The organism is Paenibacillus sp. 01L418 (genome assembly GCF_056400045.1).
On the sequence record NZ_JBFTSN010000095.1, the window covers coordinates 1 to 18,121 of the forward strand.

Genomic DNA, 18,121 nt, shown 5'->3' on the forward strand with positions numbered 1-18,121 from the left:
GTGTTATGGTAACTCCCATCACATGAAATCTAACATGACAATGGATAAAAATGTAGAATTTTTGCACTAAATAACGAAATTTTTCTTTTAAAATAGTGATGAAAAAGGTAAAATCAAAAAAGCGGCTAATCCATGGAATGGGAGTCGGACTCTACGAAGAAGGACTGAACTTAAAATGACAGTGAGTATAGTAGAAGAAACGTTAAATCCGTACCAAATCGCACAACAGCAAATCGATACTGCAGCGGCCCATCTACAATTGCCTAAGCATGTTACAGACATCTTGAAGCAGCCGAAGCGCGTGCTGTCGGTTAACTTCCCAGTTCGTATGGATGATGGCTCAATTCGAGTGTTTGAAGGTTACCGTTCCCAGCATAATGACGCGATTGGACCGACTAAGGGCGGCATTCGCTTTCACCCTGATGTAACGCTTGATGAAGTAAAAGCACTTTCCATGTGGATGAGCTTTAAATGCGGCGTTGTTGGCCTTCCTTATGGCGGCGGCAAGGGCGGAGTTATTTGTGATCCACATCTTCTTAGCAAAGGCGAGCTAGAGCGTGTTAGCCGTGCTTTCATGGAAGCTATCGCTGATTTTGTAGGTCCTGACAAAGATATTCCTGCACCGGATGTATACACGACTCCACAAATCATGGGTTGGATGATGGATACGTACAGCAGACTAAAAGGCGTTAACTCACCTGGCGTTATTACAGGTAAACCGCTTATTCTTGGCGGATCCCAAGGTCGTAATGAAGCAACAGCACAAGGCTGTGTGTACACGATCTTGGCAGCACTTCAAGATAAGAATATTCCTATTGAAACGGCTACTGCAGCGATTCAAGGTTACGGCAACGCTGGTCGCATTGCTGCTCGTTTGCTTAGCGAAGCAGGCATTAAAGTTGTAGCAGTCAGTGACTCCAGAGGCGGAATTTACGATCCGAATGGATTGGATATCGAACAGATCTCCATACTAAAGGATACGACTTCCATCCGTGAGTATGGCGAGAAGTACTATATTTCTAATGAAGATTTGCTTGAGCTTGATGTTGATGTTTTGGTTCCAGCTGCTCTAGAAAACGTAATTACAGCTAAAAATGCAGATCGCATTAAAGCAAAAATCGTTGCAGAAGCTGCAAACGGACCAACAACACCAGAAGCGGATCGCGTACTTTGGAGCCACGGCATCACAGTTATTCCAGACGTACTTGCAAATGCAGGCGGCGTTACGGTTTCGTACTTCGAGTGGGTACAAAACTTGGCTAACTACTACTGGAGCGAAGCAGAGGTTCTTGAGAAGCTTGAGACGAATATGATTCTTTCTTACGTAGCTGTTCGTGATCTTGCTAAGGAACATGACACTGACCTTCGTACAGCTGCTTATATGATTTCGATCAAACGGATCGCAGCAGCAATGGAAGCTAGAGGCTGGATCTAATATATTTATAAAACAAGAAGAGGTGGCGGCGTCATGACAGAACAGATTCGCATCGGTATTGTTGGTTACGGCAATCTTGGACGCGGCGTAGAGCTTGCAATTAGACAAAGTGCGGATATGAGATTGGATGCGATATTTACTCGTAGAGACCCAGCATCTATTCCGTCTGAAACAAAAGCATATAAAATTGAAGATGCGGAGCGCTTTGTCGATGATATCGACGTTATGATTCTTTGCGGCGGCTCAGCAACAGATTTGCCAGAGCAGGTTCCTGCTTTTGCCCGCTTGTTCCATACGGTTGACAGCTTCGATACGCATGCGCGTATTCCTGAATTTTTTGATCAGGTAGATGCAGTTGCCAAAACGAGCAATAAAGTAAGTGTAATATCCACAGGCTGGGACCCAGGCTTGTTCTCATTGAATCGTCTGCTTGCTGAGGCAATATTGCCAGAAGGCAAGGAGTATACATTTTGGGGCAAAGGTGTAAGCCAAGGCCATTCAGATGCGATTCGCCGCGTGAAAGGTGTTAAGAACGGCGTTCAATACACCATTCCTAGTGAAGAGGCAGTAGCGCGAGTTCGTAACGGTGAAAATCCAGAGCTTACAACGCGTGAGAAGCACGTCCGTGATTGCTACATTGTAGCAGAAGAAGGTGCTGATCAAGACGCGATTGCTGAGGAAATCCGTACGATGCCGAACTATTTCTCCGATTATAATACGACGGTTCATTTCATTGATGAAGCAACATTGAAAGCCGAGCATTCCACAATGCCTCATGGTGGTATGGTGCTTCGCAGTGGCAAAACAGGCGAGAACAGCACTCAAATTATCGAGTTCGGTTTGAAGCTTGACAGCAACCCTGAATTCACGGCAAGCGTGCTTGTTGCTTATGCTAGAGCAGCTTATAAATTTGCTCGTGAAGGACAGTCTGGAGCCAAAACCGTATTCGACATTCCATACGGCTACCTTTCACCAAAATCCGCAGCAGAACTGCGTAAAGAGCTTCTATAGTTCTGAAACTTTTCTGAACATCCCCCTCCATTTTACAATTTTTTACTTACACTTTTGGAAATAGTAGGATATAATGAAAAAGTGAGAGTAATTACTGTCGAATTATAGGGAGAAGTGCTGAAAGATCCATTTTCCTATGGTAGAATAGTTTCAAACCTACCTAACAGGTAAATTCTACTAGGAAGTGAACTCAGCATGATAGACATCCATACGCATATTTTACCTGGATTGGATGATGGTGCGGCAAGTTTCGATGATACTTTGAATATGGCCCGGGCAGCTGTATCAGAGGGAATTACAACGATCATCGCCACTCCGCACCATGCCAATGGAACCTATACCAATACAGCAATCGACGTAGCTAAGCACACTCTCACTATTAACGAAAGGTTAATAGCTGCGGGTGTGCCTATTGCTATACATACAGGTCAAGAAATTCGCGTTCATGATGATCTGCTCGATGCTTGGTATAGAAAAGAATTGCTTCCCTTAGCCGGCTCTAGTTATGTTTTGATTGAGATGCCATCCTCCCGTATTCCGAAGGCGATGATTGAGCTCGTGCATGAGCTTAATGTATTGAAGTTGAAACCGATTATCGCTCACCCAGAAAGAAATGCAGAAGTTGTGAAGCACCCCGATCGATTAGCTGAGCTTATTGAAGCAGGCGCATTCGCACAGGTTACGACCCACTCACTGCTTGGGGGATTTGGTAAGCGCATTGAACAATCCGCATGGTCATTATTGAAGGCGGGCCATATTCATTTTGTATCTTCCGATGCTCATCATATTGAGCGCCGCGGTTTTCGTCTGGGCGAAGCCTACGCGTCCATTGAGAGGCGGATGGGAGAACAGTGGGTTACCTATTTGCAATCCAACGCTCAGTCTGTGTTAGACGACAAACCTATACATAACCAGCCTATTACTATAGTTTCTTCAGACAGGGTTTTGCGTCGTTTTATTTCCTATTTTTACAAAAAATAGTGCGCGCTAGAATGATTGGAAGTTGAAGAAAGCGCATACTGAAAATGTTTTTAATGGCGTTATTAGTCATTCATCTATTAGATGAGTTCAACTATTATCATATAATTAGGAGTGAAGAAAGTGACATTAAGAAAAAAATTAGCAGTTTCTACAATTGCGGCAAGCGTAGCCCTTACGGCTTTCGCTGGCATTCCGCTAAGTAGCAAAGGTTTGGCAGAGAAGCTTGGAGTAAATGGGGTTGTTTATGCATCTTCTTCATTGGCTGATTCCGCTCTTGTATCTGATATTAAGAAGCTGCATGCCGCTCTTATTAGCACAAACGGATTAGCTGCAGTTGAAGCTTTCCAGCTTGAACTGGATGCGTTGGACATTCATGTAAAAGGCGACATCGTAAAACCGATTGTAAACAAGTTTAACCCAACGGACAGTGAAGAGACACAGTTAGAAAATCTTTTCCACGATGCTGTGAAGCTTTCTTATAATCCTTCAGTTGCTGGACTTGAAGAACTGCGCACAAAATATGGAACATTGCTACAATCTTTTGCCACTAGAGCAGAAGTAAATGATCTTACAGTGGATGATATTGCTCAATATTTCCTTGATATTCAAAAAGAGCTTATTAAGCAAGTTGATTCCAAGGATCTGGCTGGACTTATAAGTCTACTAAAGGATTCGAATGCCCTTAATAAACTATTGCAGGATGTGCTAGCAGCGCTGCCTAGTGATTATGCAGTTGAGAAGATCTTCCGTCACTATGGTGTAACGACTGAAGATGTACTTGAAGTATTATCTCAAGCAAAACTAGCAGTAAAAGACGATACTAAATTCCTTGCTGCAGCTGGCGCTTTGTACACTGCTTATAAATCACTAAACACTACACCTCCAATCACTCCAGGTGGTCCAGGTGGCACATTAACACCAGTTACTCAACTTCCTGAATCAACTGACAAATTGCTAAACGATCTGAAAGCAGCGCTTGATAAAGCAACTGATGCTGAGAAAGCTGCTATTATTACTAAATTTGTTGCTGATGCAAAAGCAGAAATTGCTAAGCTTGCAGCAATCAGCGCAGCTTCAAGTGTTACTACAGTAAATGGACAAGCTGTTCTTCAATTGGATGAGAAGAGTGTATTGTCAGCAGTTGCCGGTATTAACACGGTTGCATCCAAGGTGAAAGAACTAGCACCAGCTTCTGCACTTGCCAAGACTTCTTTGCAAATCAATCTTGGTGAAGTAGCACAAAAGGATGTAGTTCTAAACCTTTCCGATGCAGTGGTTAAAGCTGCAGCAGCTGGAAATGTATCCGGTGCAACTTTCACGATTGGCAAATTTGAAGTGACTGTTCCTGTAGGCGGTTCATTCTCTTCTGCTATTGGTCTTACTATTAAGAAGAGCGATGTATCTGCTGACGTTGTAGGCACGTTGAAATCAGTATCTGAAGTTTATGACTTCAACCTAACGGTTGGCGGTACTGCAAAAACTTCATTCGATCAACCGATCGTAATCAGCATTCCGCTGGGCGATACAACTGGTCTTGATAAAGAGCTTCTTTCCGTAGCGAAAATCGTTGATGGCAAGCTAGTATTCCACGGTGGACGTGTATCGGGCAACTCTATTATCGAATCTCGTGATTCGTTCTCCTCTTATGTGGTTGTAGAAAACAAAGTTTCGTTCAAAGACATTGCTTCTGTAGAAGCATGGGCTGGCCGCGAAATTAGCGTTGTAGCTGCAAAAGGCGCAATCGAAGGTAAATCAGAAGGTCAATTTGCACCGAAAGACAAAGTAACTCGCGCTGAATTCGCGAAAATGCTTATCCGTGCTCTTGATCTTGAGAATGGCTCAGCTACAGAAGGCTTTGCTGATGTAGATTCAGCTGCTTGGTATGCACCATACGTGGCTGCTGCGGCACAACTCAAAATCATTAACGGCCGTTCAGATACTAAATTCGATCCAAATGCAACGATTACTCGTGCTGAGATGGCAACGATGATCGCTCGCGCATTGAAAGTTTCGCAAGGCGCTTCTAACGTAGCTGATGTAAATGCTGCACTAAAAGACTTTGCGGATGCTGGAAAAATTAATGCGTCATTAAAAGATGGCGTTGCATTTGCGGCAACTCACAAAATCGTAGTTGGAAATGCAGGCAAGTTCTTGCCAAATAACAATGCGACTCGTGCAGAGGCAGCAGTAATTATTTACCGTGCACTAAACTTCGACAATTAAGTAACAATATAGACATAATCTTCCTCTCATGTAGGTGAGGGGAAGATTTTTTTCGGAAAATTATAGGATATTGTTAGATTATAGATTATTATGTAGTAGGATATGGTTCTTTAGAATCATTTACTAATTCTTAAAGACTATATCGGATGGAGGAATATTAAGTGTCTAGCGAACTAGATTTGCGACAGTATATAGCGATCATTAAGAAGAGATTGTTGCTTATAATTGTGTTTGTCTTGATTTGTACAGCGGCAGCGGCTGTTATAAGTATGTACTTTAAAGACCCTGTCTATGAGGCCTCTACGAAAATTATTGTGAATCAAACCACGACACAATTGGCAACGGGGCAACTTGATATTAATCAAATAAATACCAACATTAGAATGATAGATACCTATAAAGAAATCATAAAAACACCAGCTATTTTAGATAAGGTAGCTGCCAAATATCCACAGCTTGGATTAACGGCAATTGAGCTATCGTACAAGATTCAGGTTAGCTCTGTAAACAATACGCAAGTAATGACATTAGTTGTACAAGATATAGATTATAAGCAAGCGGCTCAAGTCGTAAATGCGGTGTCAAACGTTTTCCGTGAAGAGATTCAGCATATCTTTAAAGTTGAGAATGTTTCCATTTTGAATGAAGCTGTCTTAGATGCAAAGCCAAGTCCAGTATCTCCTGATATTCCGCTTAATATCGCAATTGCTTTTATTGTATCCTTAATAATTTCTGTCGGTATTACATTCTTGCTTGAGTATATGGATGATACCATTAAGACTGAAGCGGACGTGCTACAGTTTTTGGGACAACCAACGCTAGCCATGATCTCGAGAATGAGTCTGGAGGATGTTAATTCTAACCAAACTAGCAAAGCCAACCAAACCTACAAGGCAGGTGAATTAGAGCGTGTCTCTATCGAAAAATAAGCGACAGATTATAACAATAACTAATCCTCGTTCTCCCATATCAGAATCCTATCGTGCGCTTCGGACCAATATTGAGTTTTCTTCCATAGATGAAAAGCTTCAAGTATTAATGGTCTCTTCGGCAGGACCTGGCGAAGGGAAGTCTACGACCATAACGAATCTGGCAGTTACATTCGCTCAATCGGAGAAAAAGGTTATTCTAATTGATGCCGATCTTCGTAAACCAACTGCTCATCACACCTTTTCAGTGTCCAATCGTTTTGGTCTTTCATCCGTTATTTCACAGCAATGCTCATTAGAGGAAGTAATCCAGATTTCGGATATTCCCAATTTGGACATCATCACGTCGGGTGCCATTCCTCCAAATCCAGCGGAAATGATGAATTCCAAAAGAATGACTGCAGTCATTGAGCAACTAAGAAAAAAGTATGACATTATCTTAATCGACACACCGCCATTACTTGCTGTAACTGATGCACAGATTGTGGCTACAAAGAGCGATGGTGTCATTCTGGTAGTCGATCAAGGGAAAGTGAAAAGGGATATCGCTAGTAAGGCAGTTAAGAATTTAGAGAGTGTGAATGCCCGGATTTTAGGTGTCGTACTGAATAATGTGAAGCGTAAAGCGAATGAAGAAGCCTACTATTATTATTATGGTGTACAAGATAAATAAACAATTCAAATCGTAGATGATAGCTTTAGTGGAGGGATGAGCAAGGTGAGTAATAGAAATAGAATGCTAATCATACTGGTGGTAGATATTTGTATTATATGGATAGCAACTGGGGTATCTTATCTCTTTCGTTTTGACGGAAATATCCCTCCCATCTACGTGAAACAAATGCTTGAATTTGCTTTATTAACAACCGTGATATGCGGCAGTAGTTTGGCATTCTTCCGTATGTATAGACGTATGTGGCAATATGCCAGTATAGGAGAGATTATAGAGCTAGCCAAAGCCATTATAATCGGACTTATTTTATCATATGGAGCAACGTACGCACTAAATGGAGAACGGGTTCCTATTTCCATTACAACTCGAACACTTGAACTTATGCTGCTATTAATGGGTGGATCGCGTTTCCTATGGCGCTTGATCCGAGTAAATAGAACCAAAAAGTCCGCTTTAACAAATAATGTACTAGTCATTGGTGCTGGGGATTGTGGAGCTCTTATTGCAAAAGAAATTATGACAAGCAACAGCTTTTCAGGTAATCGAATTATAGGTTTTATTGATGATGATCTACATAAGCGAAATATGCAAGTAGTAGGAATACCAGTTCTTGGAACTCGTATGCACATAGAGGAAATAGTACAAAAACATCATATCCATGACATTATTATTGCAATGCCGTCCGCGAAGCGGGTACATATAACGGAAATTATTAATGTTTGTAAGCTTACAGGAGCCAAGGTTAAGATTATTCCTTCTATTAATGATTTTATTAAGGGTGTTCTTGCGGTAAAAGCATTACGTAATGTAGAAGTGGAGGATTTACTGGGAAGAGACCCTGTTATGACGGATTTAGAAGGCATAGCTAATTATGTATCAGGTAAAGTTGTGCTCGTAACAGGTGCTGGTGGGTCAATAGGTTCAGAGCTCTGCAGACAAATTTCTTCCTTTAATCCGAAAAGCCTGTTGTTACTTGGACATGGAGAGAATAGTATTTACACGATCGAGATAGAGCTCAGAACAAAATTCCCGAATGTTCATTTGGAGACGGTAATCGCAGATATTCAGGATCGAAGCAGATTGGACGACGTATTTCGGAAGTTTAGGCCGCAGGTTGTATTCCATGCAGCAGCGCATAAGCATGTGCCCCTTATGGAAAGAAACCCTTCAGAGGCAGTGAAAAACAACGTGTTTGGGACAAAGAACGTAGCAGATTTTGCGGATAAATATAAAACGGAACGGTTCGTTATGATCTCTTCCGATAAAGCTGTTAATCCTTCAAGCATTATGGGAGCGACTAAGAGAATTGCAGAGATGTACATACAGAGTATTAACACAATAAGTGATACCCAGTTCGTAGCTGTACGGTTCGGGAATGTACTCGGAAGTCGAGGCAGCGTAATTCCAAGGTTCAAACAGCAGATTGCTGCAGGAGGACCTGTGACCGTAACTCACCCTGACATGGTCAGATATTTCATGACGATTCCAGAAGCGGTTCAGCTCGTTATCCAAGCGGGGTCATTTGCTAAAGGTGGAGAAATCTTTGTCTTAGATATGGGAGAGCCAGTACGAATTCTTGATCTAGCGCAGGATCTCATTCGATTGTCAGGCTACGAGCCGAATATAGATATTGAAATAAACTTTAGCGGCATGCGTGAAGGCGAGAAGCTGTTCGAGGAGCTGCTAACGGATGAAGAGGCTGTAACCTCTACACATCATGAACGAATTTACATAGGCAAGCCTACACAGATTAATAGAGTAGAACTCGAGCTTCAATTCAAACGAATTGAGAAAGCTATTGGAGATAATCAAACGACAATTAAAGATGTTATCGAGCATCTTGTTCCTTTTTATTCACATGTATCTTAGCAGACAGACTATCATAACGGAGGAGATTAAACATGCGTAAGAAAAAGTGGAAGAAGATATTAATTTGGGTCGCATCAATCATTGTCATACTGGGAGTAGGGGGCTTATTTGCAGCTAATTATGCTGTGGATAAGCTTATTTCTACATTAGCTGCTGATCTTGAAGGCGATTTGTTGAATGAAGTGGTGACTCCAGACACAAAGCCAGAAGAGCAGGGAACAGATGAGACAGGGAAGGATAATCCTTCTACAACGGTTAATAATGATGGAACGGTAGATAGTTCAAACGAAAAAGTAGATAAGCCGCGGACAGATAATACTAAGGATAGCGGATCTAATGATTCAAACGGAACCAAAGAAGAAGATAAGTCTAAAGATGGCTACAGCGGCGAGGTTTCTTTAGATAAAGCTAAAGATCTTCAGGAAAAAATAACAGTATCTGAAAAAGCGAAGGTCTCATCCGTATTACTTAAAGAACTCAGCATGGCAGATATTAAGAAACTGCAAGCTCTTGCAAGCGGAGGCTTGAACTTAGAAGAAAAGAAAGAAGCGCGTACTATTATTCTCGAAAAACTATCAGAGGAGCAGTATGATGAACTGATTCAAGTTGCAAAAAAATACGGTATGAGCCAAGGGAAATCTTTTGATGAGGTTATTCAAGATAAATAGGTGTATTTCTAAAATTGTCACMCCAATAAGAAGGGGAAGTTGGATGAAGTGAATATTGAACCATACTTTAAAAAGCAAATTTAGACCAGTAGGAGGTTATCTCATGAAAGTACGTAAAGCTATTATACCGGCAGCAGGGTTGGGAACACGTTTTCTTCCAGCAACAAAAGCTATGCCCAAGGAAATGCTACCAATTGTAGATAAGCCTACTATTCAATATATTGTCGAAGAAGCGATTGCATCAGGAATCGAAGATATCATTATCGTGACGGGTAAAGGGAAACGAGCCATCGAAGATCACTTCGACAATTCGTTTGAACTGGAGCAGACTCTACTTGAGAAGGGAAAGCTAGAAATACTTAGTGAAGTACAGAAGTCGTCCAAGATGGTGGACATTCACTATATTAGGCAAAAGGAAGCGAAAGGGCTAGGTCATGCGATCTGGTGTGCTCGCAAGTTTATAGGACAAGAACCATTCGCTGTGTTGTTAGGCGATGACATTGTGCAGGCGGAAAAGCCTTGCTTGAAACAAATGATCGAGCAATACGATCGTTACAGATCATCTATTATCGGTGTCCAGACTGTACCGATGGATGAAGTATCCCGTTATGGTATCGTTGACGGTAAAGTTGTTCAGGACCGACTCTATAGTGTGTCGAACCTAGTAGAGAAGCCAAAACGTGAAGTTGCTCCATCTAATATTGCAATAATGGGTCGCTATATCCTTAGTCCAAGCATATTCGATGTTTTAGAGAACCAAACACCAGGTGCAGGCGACGAGATTCAACTCACCGATGCTATAGCAGAACTCAATCGTTTTGAAGCAGTATATGCTTACGACTTTGAAGGTACCAGGTATGATGTAGGGGACAAGCTTGGGTTTATTAAGACTCAATTAGTATTTGCATTGCAAAGGGAAGATCTGAAGATGGATTTACTAGAGTATTTAGAATTCGTCATGAATGAGCATCAACCGAAAGTCTTATTTTGAAATACATAAATTCAACAACGTGGGTGATGAATTGAAGCTGTACAGTGTTGTGAAAATAGTTGCTGATATTGTCTTATCCTTCCTTGCCATCGTCATATTGTCGCCAGTTTTGGCGCTTATCACTATTCTTATCAAAGCTGACTCTAAAGGCCCTGTCTTATTCAAACAAAAGCGTGTTGGTAAGAATAGGAAGCACTTTTATATTCTGAAATTTAGAACAATGCGGACAGATGCACCAAAAGATATGCCAACACATATGCTACAAGACCCGAAGGCTTTCATTACGAAGCTGGGACAATTTCTTCGTAAATCAAGTCTGGATGAATTGCCCCAAATCATTAACATACTCAAAGGTGAAATGAGTATCATTGGCCCACGTCCTGCACTATGGAATCAATACGATCTGATCGCAGAGCGCGACATTTACGGTGCGAATGACATCCTACCTGGCCTAACAGGCTGGGCGCAGATTAACGGTAGAGACGAGCTTCCAATTGAAGTGAAGGCTAAGCTGGATGGGGAGTATGTAGATAAGATTGGTTTGTGGATGGATGTTAGGTGCTTCTTCGGTACGATCTTGAGTGTTGTGAGAAGAGATGGTGTAGTTGAGGGCGAAACCGGAAAAGTGAGAAATAAAGATTTTCCTAGTTTATTGGAGACTAATGCAAAATGAAAAAAATATTGATAACTGGTTCTAATAGTTATATAGGCATAAGTTTGAAAAATTTACTTGTAAAAGATCCAACTAACTATTCAGTTGAATTTATTAGTTTAAGAGATGATATATGGAAAGAGAAAGATTTCTCCTCATATGATGTCATTTTTCATGCAGCTGGGGTAGCTCATGTCTCGACTGATCCTGAAATGGAATCCATATATTACAAAGTAAATCGTGATCTTACTATTGAAGTAGCGAAAAAAGCTGAAAATGAAGGTGTCAAGCAGTTCATATTTATGAGTAGTATCATCGTTTATGGTGATGGCAGTAATTTGTTAAAGCTTATCGATAGAAATACGATACCTGCTCCAAGAAATTTTTATGGCCGTAGTAAACTTCAAGCGGAAGAAGCGATACTTCCATTACAAAATGATAGTTTCAGAATTGCTGTCCTGAGACCTCCAATGATATATGGAAAAGGATCTAAAGGAAACTATAGTAGGCTTGCAAATATGGCTCAAAGATCTCCTATATTTCCGGATGTAGATAATATGCGAAGTATGCTTCACATAGATAACTTATGTCAATTTTTAAAGAGTATAATCGATTTTGAAGATTCGGGTTTGTTTTTTCCGCAAAATAGAGAATACGTTAAAACCAGCGAAATGGTTAGGCTAATTGCTGAAACGCATGGTAAAAAATTAAGATTAATTAAAGGGTTTAATCCACTTCTAAAGTGGCTAGCTACTAAGATAGGGGTCTTTAATAAGTTGTTTGGAAATTTAGTGTATGAGCAAAGTATGAGTGCTTATAGAGCAAATTATACAATAAGAGATCTGAAAAATTCAATTGAGATGACTGAGAGATAAGGGGTCGAAATTTACTTGAAAAAACATATTCTAGTTATTTCACAATATTTCTACCCTGAACAATTTCGAATTAATGATATTTGCACGGAATGGGTAAAGCGAGGCTATAAAGTAACGGTAATTACAGGAATCCCGAATTATCCACAAGGAAAGTACTATGAAGGATACGGATTATTTAAAAGTAGAAGAGAATCATATAATGGAGTCGAAATAATAAGAATTCCATTGGTTGCTAGAGGTTCTAATTCAATAACTTTGATACTAAATTATTTGTCATTTGTAGCAACGGGATTTATATGGAAGTCTACTACAAATATTAAAGCTGATTTTGTATTTATTTATGAAGTTTCACCAATGACTCAGGCATTGCCCGGAGTATGGTATGCAATGAAACGGAAAATCCCATGTTACTTATATGTACAGGATCTATGGCCAGAGAATGTAGCAATTATAACAGGGACAACTAATAAATGGGTCCTATCATCTATTGGTAAGATGGTAGATTACATCTATTCTAACTGTACAAAGATACTAACAACTTCAAAGAGTTTTGTTAAGTCTATTGAAAACCGAGGTGTTTCAACAGAAAAAATCATGTTTTGGCCGCAATATGCCGAAGATTTCTATAAGCCTATGAAGCAATCGGAATCTGTTATAGAAGAGACAAAAAAGGTGTTTAAGGTGATATTTACTGGTAATATCGGTAATGCTCAAGGGTTAGATATATTACCAGAAGCAGCAAGGATAATTAAGGATGAAATAGATTGTACTAGCAAGATACTGTTTACGATAGTAGGGGAAGGTCGATACAAAGGAACACTCTTAGAGCTAGTTAAGAACAAGGGTGTAACAGAGTTATTCTCGTTCATTCCAAAGAAGCCTGCTATTGAAATTCCTAAGATACTATCAGAGCATGATGTGGCTGTCATATGCTTAACCGCGAATCCTCTATTTAAGATGACAATTCCAGCTAAGCTGCAATCCTATATGGCGTGTGGAATGCCAATTCTTGCTTCTGCTGATGGCGAAACAGCGGATATAGTCAATGAGTCGAGTTCGGGTATGGTTTGCGAAGTGGGAAATGCTAAAAGTTTCGCGGATGCGGTGATAAAGATGTCCAAGCTGTCAGCTACCGAATTGGATGAGTTACAGTTAAACTCAAGAAACTATTATGATAATAATTTTAATAAGCAAGATTTACTAAATGAGATTGATGATTTATTCCAAAATGTGAAATAGTTAAGTCATAGTCAAGGGAGTGAGAATAGTATGTTTAAAGATAAAACTCTGTTGATAACAGGCGGTACTGGCTCCTTCGGTAACGCTGTTATGAATAGATTCTTAGATTCGGATATAAAAGAAATTCGTATATTTTCACGCGATGAGAAGAAGCAAGATGATATGCGGAAAGTTTATAAGAGTGATAAATTAAAGTTTTATATAGGCGATGTTCGTGATCTTGCAAGCGTAAAAAATGCAATGTATAACGTTGACTATGTATTCCATGCGGCAGCATTGAAACAAGTTCCTTCTTGTGAGTTCTTCCCTTTAGAAGCAGTGAAAACGAATGTGTTAGGTACTGAGAATGTGCTTACAGCTGCCATTGAGAATAGCGTAGAGAAAGTCATTTGTCTATCTACAGATAAAGCAGCATATCCGATTAACGCAATGGGAATCTCTAAAGCGATGATGGAGAAAGTATTTGTAGCTAAGGCGAAGACTGTAGATCCTAGTCGAACACTAATTTGTGGGACACGTTATGGAAATGTAATGGCTTCTAGAGGTTCAGTGATTCCATTGTTCATTGAACAAATTAAGAGCGGTCAACCACTAACTATTACGGATCCTAATATGACTAGATTTTTGATGAACTTAGAAGATGCCGTTGAGCTTGTAGTGTTCGCGTTTGAACATGCAGAAGCTGGTGATATTATGGTACAGAAATCTCCTGCATCCACGATTAGAGTCCTTGCACAAGCGCTCGTAGAGTTATTTAATGCTGATAATGAGATTAAAATCATTGGCACACGTCATGGTGAAAAGTTGTATGAGACTTTACTTACTAGGGAAGAACATGTAGTCTCCCATGATATGGATGGATACTACCGTGTACCAGCAGACAAGAGGGATCTAAACTACGATAAATATTTTGTTGAGGGTAATCAAGAACTATCTACGGAAGAAGAGTATAACTCCCACAATACGCAGAGGCTCACTATAGCACAGGTCAAAGAAAAGTTACTGATGCTAGATTATGTGCAAAAGGAACTTAGAGCGATTCCTGTAATATACTAATTCTGAATTATAGGAGGTTGGAATAAACAGTGAACATATTGGTGACCGGAGCAAACGGATTTATTGCTAAGAACCTGATAGCGGAATTGAAAAATAAAAATTTCGGAACTATCTTTGAATTCAGCAGAGACACTGATCCAACCCTACTAGATGAATATTGTAGAGAAACGGATTTTGTATTTCATCTTGCAGGTATAAATAGACCTAAAGATCAGTCCGAATACATGGATGGAAACTACGGATTTACTACCCTACTTCTCGACACTTTAAAGAAGTATGAAAATAGATGTCCAATTATGATATCCTCGTCTATTCAAGCTGATTTAGATAATCCTTATGGGCTGAGTAAGAGGGCAAGCGAGGAGTTACTATTTGAACACAGTAAGGCTACAGGGGCAAAAGTGCTAATATACCGTTATCCCAATGTATTCGGGAAGTGGTGTAAGCCTAATTACAACAGTGCTGTAGCAACATTTTGTTACAACATAGCCCATGATCTACCTATTACCATTAATAATCCAAATGTTGGCATGAGATTGGTGTACATTGATGACGTGATTGAGGAGTTACTTAATGCCCTGAATGGCAATGAAAACGCTGTTGGACAATATTGTGAAGTTCCAATCGTTCATAGTATTTTACTTGGAGAAATTTCTGAAATAATATATTCATTCAAGAAGAGCCGTGTGGAGCGTACTATTCCAGATATGTCAGATGCAGTTACCAAGAAATTGTACAGTACATACCTCAGTTATTTGCCAAAAGATCAATTTAGTTATGAATTAAAGATGAATGTGGACCATAGAGGTTCCTTTACTGAATTTGTGAAGACGCCAGATCGTGGACAAGTGTCCATTAATATATCTAAGCCAGGGATAACGAAAGGTAATCACTGGCATCACACAAAGAATGAAAAGTTTCTTGTTGTCAGTGGAATCGGGGTTATTCGCTTTCGGAAGATCGATAGCAATGAAGTGTTAGAATATTTTGTGAGTGGTGAAAAGATGGAAGTTGTAGATATACCTACAGGATATACACACAATATTGAGAACCTGGGGCAAGTAGATATGGTTACAGTCATGTGGGCCAATGAACACTTTGATCCGGCAAAGCCAGACACCTACTACTTGGAGGTTTAAATTATATGCAGAAGCTCAAAGTGATGACAGTCGTTGGAACAAGACCAGAAATTATAAGACTCTCAGCTGTTATCAACAAGTTGGAACAGTCCAATGCAATAGAACATATTATTGTCCATACAGGGCAAAATTACGACTATGAGTTAAACGAAGTATTCTTTAAAGAGTTCCATTTAAGAAAACCGGACTATTTCTTAGATGCTGCCACAGGTGGTGCCATTGAAACGATTGGGAATATATTAATAAAAATTGACCCTGTTATGGAAGAAGTTCAACCTGATGCTGTGTTGGTCTTAGGGGATACGAATAGCTGCTTATGTGCCATCGCAGCAAAGAGAAGGCAAATCCCAATCTTCCATATGGAAGCCGGAAATAGATGTTTTGACCAAAGGGTCCCGGAAGAAACAAATAGAAAAATTGTAGACCATATCGCAGATGTTAATCTAACTTACAGTGATATTGCAAGAGAATATTTACTAAGAGAGGGACTACCAGCAGATCGAATAATCAAAACGGGAAGCCCGATGTTTGAGGTTCTTCATTCAAGAAAATCGGATATTGAGAATTCCGATGTGTTAGAGAGACTGGCATTGAATGAGGGACAATACTTTGTAGTGTCAGCACACAGGGAAGAGAATATTAGCTCAGAAACGAACTTTTTAAACCTGGTGGAGAGTTTAAACGAGATTGCTGAAAAATATCAGTTGCCTATCATCATAAGTACTCATCCTAGAACAAGAAATATGATTGAGGCCAAGGGCATCAAGTTTAATCCGTTAGTGAAAACAATGAAACCCTTGGGGTTCAATGACTATAATAAGCTTCAAATTCATGCAAAAGTTGTTCTCAGTGACAGTGGAACAATAAGTGAAGAGTCATCGATTCTCGGATTTAGAGCACTTAATATTAGGCAAGCTCATGAGCGTCCTGAAGCAATGGAAGAGGCTTCGGTAATGATGGTTGGACTCAATAAAATGCGGATTTTGCAGGGATTAGAAGTGTTGGAAACTCAAGAAGCAGAGACATTAAGACGTGTGACGGATTATAGCATGCATAACGTTTCAGATAAAATATTAAGGATTATATTGTCTTATACGGATTACGTCGATAGAGTTGTTTGGGGGCGCAATTAGTGAAAGTATTACAAATCAACTCTGTCTGTGGAGTTGGGAGTACCGGTAGGATAGCTACAGATATCCATAAAATGCTTGTTGAGCAGGGGCATGAGAGTTATATTGCTTATGGTAGAGGCCAGGCGAAAAACTGTGATCAAACCATTAAAATAGGATCGAAATTCGACAACTATGCCCATGTAGCCTTGACTAGGATTTATGATAAGCATGGGTTTGGCTCGAAGAAAGCTACTAAGGAATTTATAAATAAGGTTGAAGAGTTAGACCCGGATGTGATTCATTTACATAATATTCATGGATACTATATCAATGTTGAAATATTGTTCGATTATTTAAACAAAGCTAATAAGCCAGTTATTTGGACCTTACATGATTGTTGGGCATTTACAGGCCATTGTGCTTATTTTGATTATGTGGGATGTGATAAATGGAAAACCAATTGCTTTGAATGTCCTGAGAAAAACTCATACCCAAGCAGTAAATTTATTGATAATTCATATAATAATTTTTCTATAAAAAAAGATATCTTTACTGGTATTAAGAATTTAACGATAGTAACACCATCAATTTGGTTAGCAGGTATAGTAAAAGAATCTATAGTAGGCGAATATCCTATTGCAGTTATTAATAATGGCATAGACTTGGGAGTTTTTCAACCAACAGAGAGCAATTTTAGAACAAAACATAATCTTGAAAATATATATATTATATTAGGTGTCGCAAGTATTTGGGATAGAAGAAAGGGATTAAAATATTTTGTTGAGTTATCAAAAAAACTGGAAAATAACGAAAAAATAGTTTTGGTGGGATTAACAGAAAAACAAATTGCTCAACTGCCTGACAATATAATTGGTATAACACGAACTAATAATATTAAAGAACTTGTGGAGATATACTCAACTGTAGATGTTTTTATTAATCCTACATTAGAAGACAATTTCCCCACAACCAATCTAGAGGCATTAGCATGTGGTACTCCTGTCGTTACTTTTGCCACGGGCGGAAGTGTCGAAAGTATAGACGAAAGTTGTGGTTTTATAGTAGAAAAAGGGAATTTGGACATTCTTATTGAGAGAGTAAGAGAAATAAAAACTTATGGCAAGTCTAAATATTCAATACAAGCGATAAACCGAGCAAAACAATTTTATAATGATAAAGACAGGTATATTGAATATGTAGAAACTTACAATAATAATATATAAAACTTTTCAACTATATATTAGGAGTTATTAACTTAAATGAAAATA

At 39.5% G+C, this 18,121-nt stretch carries 16 protein-coding genes; all 16 read left to right on the forward strand.

The features are described 5' to 3' along the window. Positions 1–175 precede the first annotated feature (175 nt). Positions 176–1,435, forward strand: a complete 1,260-nt coding sequence (locus tag AC1DSE_RS14135; RefSeq protein WP_076268474.1) for a Glu/Leu/Phe/Val family dehydrogenase — start codon at positions 176–178, stop codon at positions 1,433–1,435. Between the two features lie 33 nt (positions 1,436–1,468). After that, positions 1,469–2,446 carry a diaminopimelate dehydrogenase gene (locus AC1DSE_RS14140; RefSeq protein WP_076268473.1) on the forward strand — a complete coding sequence of 326 codons (978 nt, stop codon included), beginning with the start codon at positions 1,469–1,471 and terminating at the stop codon, positions 2,444–2,446. Positions 2,447–2,641: 195 nt separating this feature from the next. Continuing rightward, complete coding sequence (locus tag AC1DSE_RS14145; protein WP_477510983.1) at positions 2,642–3,427, forward strand: tyrosine-protein phosphatase; 786 nt, start codon at positions 2,642–2,644, stop codon at positions 3,425–3,427. A gap of 120 nt (positions 3,428–3,547) precedes the next feature. Beyond that, positions 3,548–5,650 carry an S-layer homology domain-containing protein gene (locus AC1DSE_RS14150; RefSeq protein WP_477510982.1) on the forward strand — a complete coding sequence of 701 codons (2,103 nt, stop codon included), beginning with the start codon at positions 3,548–3,550 and terminating at the stop codon, positions 5,648–5,650. A 161-nt stretch (positions 5,651–5,811) separates the two neighbouring features. Continuing rightward, a complete protein-coding gene (locus AC1DSE_RS14155) occupies positions 5,812–6,579 on the forward strand; it encodes a YveK family protein (protein WP_477510981.1) in 768 nt (255 codons plus the stop codon). Continuing rightward, a complete protein-coding gene (locus AC1DSE_RS14160) occupies positions 6,560–7,252 on the forward strand; it encodes a CpsD/CapB family tyrosine-protein kinase (RefSeq protein WP_477510980.1) in 693 nt (230 codons plus the stop codon). Before AC1DSE_RS14155 ends, AC1DSE_RS14160 begins: the two co-directional genes overlap by 20 nt. A gap of 36 nt (positions 7,253–7,288) precedes the next feature. After that, a complete protein-coding gene (locus AC1DSE_RS14165; protein WP_477510979.1) occupies positions 7,289–9,121 on the forward strand; it encodes a polysaccharide biosynthesis protein in 1,833 nt (610 codons plus the stop codon). Positions 9,122–9,153: 32 nt separating this feature from the next. Next, the gene (locus AC1DSE_RS14170) at positions 9,154–9,789 is read left to right on the forward strand and encodes a hypothetical protein (protein ID WP_477510978.1); all 636 of its coding nucleotides are present in this window, start codon (positions 9,154–9,156) and stop codon (positions 9,787–9,789) included. 103 nt (positions 9,790–9,892) lie between these two features. Next, entirely contained in the window at positions 9,893–10,780 is an 888-nt protein-coding gene (gene galU / locus AC1DSE_RS14175) for a UTP--glucose-1-phosphate uridylyltransferase GalU (protein ID WP_477510977.1), read from the forward strand. 37 nt (positions 10,781–10,817) lie between these two features. Continuing rightward, a complete protein-coding gene (locus AC1DSE_RS14180; protein ID WP_477510995.1) occupies positions 10,818–11,453 on the forward strand; it encodes a sugar transferase in 636 nt (211 codons plus the stop codon). Further along, positions 11,450–12,307 (forward strand): NAD-dependent epimerase/dehydratase family protein, encoded by an 858-nt coding sequence (locus AC1DSE_RS14185; protein ID WP_477510976.1) that lies wholly within the window; start codon positions 11,450–11,452, stop codon positions 12,305–12,307. The genes AC1DSE_RS14180 and AC1DSE_RS14185 overlap by 4 nt, the downstream gene beginning before the upstream one ends. 15 nt (positions 12,308–12,322) lie before the next feature. Continuing rightward, entirely contained in the window at positions 12,323–13,546 is a 1,224-nt protein-coding gene (locus AC1DSE_RS14190; protein ID WP_477510975.1) for a glycosyltransferase family 4 protein, read from the forward strand. Positions 13,547–13,576: 30 nt separating this feature from the next. Next, positions 13,577–14,602, forward strand: coding sequence for a polysaccharide biosynthesis protein (locus tag AC1DSE_RS14195; RefSeq protein ID WP_477510974.1), 1,026 nt, complete (start codon positions 13,577–13,579; stop codon positions 14,600–14,602). Between the two features lie 29 nt (positions 14,603–14,631). Continuing rightward, on the forward strand, positions 14,632–15,741 hold the full coding sequence (locus AC1DSE_RS14200; RefSeq protein WP_477510973.1) for a capsular polysaccharide biosynthesis protein CapF: 1,110 nt from the start codon (positions 14,632–14,634) through the stop codon (positions 15,739–15,741). Positions 15,742–15,746: 5 nt separating this feature from the next. Beyond that, positions 15,747–16,874 (forward strand): non-hydrolyzing UDP-N-acetylglucosamine 2-epimerase, encoded by a 1,128-nt coding sequence (gene wecB, locus AC1DSE_RS14205; protein WP_477510972.1) that lies wholly within the window; start codon positions 15,747–15,749, stop codon positions 16,872–16,874. Then, the gene (locus tag AC1DSE_RS14210) at positions 16,874–18,076 is read left to right on the forward strand and encodes a glycosyltransferase (RefSeq protein WP_477510971.1); all 1,203 of its coding nucleotides are present in this window, start codon (positions 16,874–16,876) and stop codon (positions 18,074–18,076) included. Before wecB ends, AC1DSE_RS14210 begins: the two co-directional genes overlap by 1 nt. The last annotated feature ends 45 nt before the right edge of the window (positions 18,077–18,121 follow it).